Annotated in this window: 2 protein-coding genes and 1 pseudogene; 1 reads left to right on the top strand and 2 read right to left on the bottom strand. The window is 44.8% G+C overall.

The features are described from left to right. Window positions 1–556 (bottom strand): annotated as a pseudogene (locus tag VIP81_RS09340) (hypothetical protein); the annotation flags it as partial. A 72-nt stretch (window positions 557–628) separates the two neighbouring features. Beyond that, window positions 629–1,183: a sigma-70 family RNA polymerase sigma factor gene (locus VIP81_RS09335; protein ID WP_331958905.1), complete on the bottom strand. Its 555-nt coding sequence runs from the start codon at window positions 1,181–1,183 to the stop codon at window positions 629–631. Window positions 1,184–1,708: 525 nt separating this feature from the next. Between VIP81_RS09335 and VIP81_RS09330 the strand changes: the two genes are divergently transcribed. Next, a complete protein-coding gene (locus tag VIP81_RS09330) occupies window positions 1,709–2,467 on the top strand; it encodes a DUF2314 domain-containing protein (RefSeq protein WP_331958902.1) in 759 nt (252 codons plus the stop codon). Window positions 2,468–2,500: the final 33 nt, after the last annotated feature.

Here is a 2,500-nt window from a genome sequence, read left to right as displayed (position 1 = left end):
TGCTATAAACAACGAAGGGATGTAATTTATCTGCGACTACTGTAAAATCTGCTTCTCCTGTCAGGTAGATGTTTCTGTTTTCCCTGAACTGTTTATTATACACCATGCTGGCCGCCGGGAGGAGTTGTACCACCGATCCATCCGGCAGTACCACGGCGATGGCTTTGTCCGTTGTATTGGTGGTGCGCTCCTGTTGTGCGGCCGGAATGGCCGTCACAGTGGTCGCGGCGATGCTTGTATCCTTTTGATGATCCCGATTCAGCAGTAGCATCGTTCCTCCAATCAGCACACCGGTGGCTACTGCTGCAATTGCCAGTCGTTTGGCCCAGAGACTTCTGTTATTGGCATATACCGTTTGACGGTGGATATTTTTCAGCCACTGTTGTGAAACAGTTTCCGGAAAGTTACCCTCCTCCTGGAATTGCATAAATTCTTTTTCCGACAAATATTTTTCCAGCATATCCGGATGTTCCTGCAGGTAGGCGGCTACCTCGCTGGCTTCTGCCGGAGTGCATTGATGGCTAAAGAACCGCGCCAGTAATTCATCGTTTATCATGTTATGTACGGCTGATAGATAAGTAATACGTTTGCGAAGCGCCAACTACTTAGTCGGAACGAAAAAATATTTTCAAAACGGGAACATCCAGGCTATGAGCGGCAGGAGCAGGCCCAGATAATGTTTTATTTGCTTGATGGCCTGGAAGATATGAGCTTCCACCGTTCGGGACGACAAGGAAAGTTCGTGCGCTATTTGCTGATAGCTCATGCCTTTAAAGCGACTCATCTCGAATACTTTACGACGCATGGGCGGCATTTCTTCCAGTGCATGGGCCAGTTTGTGCTGTAGTTCTTTTTCGGCGAGTTTACCCCAGAGGTCATCTGCCGGCAGGGTGTAGCGCTCTATCACGTGGATCACCTTTTCCTTGTACACCGTTTCTTTTCGAAGAAAGTCGATCAGGGTAGTACGGGCAATCCGGAACAGCTGCAATTGCACGTCCAGGTCATCTGCCAGGTTTTCCCGGTAGTTCCAGAATTTGATGAACGTAAGTTGTGCTACCTCCTCTGCAATGAAAGAAGATTTTGTTTTTTGTAGAATAAAATAGTAGATCCTTTTGTGGGAGGAATAGTATACTTCATTAAATACCAAAAGGTTACCTTGTTTCAAAGCAGCTATAGTATTCACAACGTGGCGTTTTACTTTCCCCAATTTAAATAAATAAATGCGGGAATTCCTACAACGTTCTGATTACAGGGGGGACCGCTACTAAAATTGGTACTCCTGGAGAGGAGTACCCTTTACTCATTCTGTCTGTCAAATTTTTTCGGTGAAGTCATCTCGAAAACCATGAACAAGACATGCGACATGTTTGAACCGACGTTTATACTATGATTTTGTTGGCCGTAGTAATTGCATTGCGAAAAATATTATCCGCGGGTTTTTCTGCCCGCGGAATAATATTACTTTAACCATCATCCCGAAAATAAAACCCTTGTTACCGGTACACGCGATGGCGTGGTTCATTTGCTATTTCAAGAAACCCTCTTTGTTAAGTCAAAGATAAGCCGGGAGAGAGAAGAATGATCACTAATGAGAATTTAGTGAGCGGGAACGATCCCAAAAAAAAATATGTTGCCAGGGAAGCCCACCTTTATTACCAAAATGGTACGCTATATTTGCTGATCCATTTGAATCGTTAATTATTTGAGTATGAAAGAGAAAGTAGTATTTTATGCCGAGGCAGAGGATCCTGAAATGATTAAAGCTTTTTATAGGGCGCAGGAAACGTTTCCTTATTTCTGGAGAGAACTTCACTGGGAATACCGGAGAATTGTGCCGGCCCTGGATCTGGCTTGCGTGAAAGTGGCTTTCATGCAGGAAGTACCGGATCGGGCAACACCTGTAGTAGAACATATGTGGGTGAATGATGTAGAATTTGATGGTGATCATATCAGTGGCGTACTCATAAATGATCCCAATGAGCTCACGAACGTAAAAAACGGTGATCCGGTGAAAGTGCCGATTGATCAGGTAAGTGACTGGTTATTTAGCACACGGGGAAATACCTATGGCGGCTTCACCATACAGCAACTACGGTCAACCATGTCCGAAGAAGAACGCAACGAACATGATGATGCATGGGGATTGGACTTCGGAGATTATAACGATATTCTGCTGGCATATCAGCAAAAGGAACATCCGGAAAATCTCATTGAACATCCGATGAGCGTTAACATGGATGAAAGCTTTATTGAATTTCTGAAAGAATATCCATTGGAAATAACGAATCGTGACGCCGCCGGATATACGCTTTTACATAAAGAAGCGATCGCCGGCAACAGAGGGTCTGTAGCAACTTTGTTGAAGTTTGGCGCGGATAAAAGTATTCAAACCAATAGCGGCAAAACGGCGCTGGATTTTGTAAGGCAGCTGGGTTGGAAACATATTGTGCCGGTGTTGGAAGGATGAGCAAAGGCGTAAACCTTCAGATGCTACCACCTG

The organism is Chitinophaga sp., from assembly GCF_036566945.1.
GTDB lineage: Bacteria > Bacteroidota > Bacteroidia > Chitinophagales > Chitinophagaceae > Chitinophaga.
The sequence above is the reverse complement of the archived record's forward strand: the minus strand, read 5'-3'. Positions and strand labels throughout refer to the sequence as shown.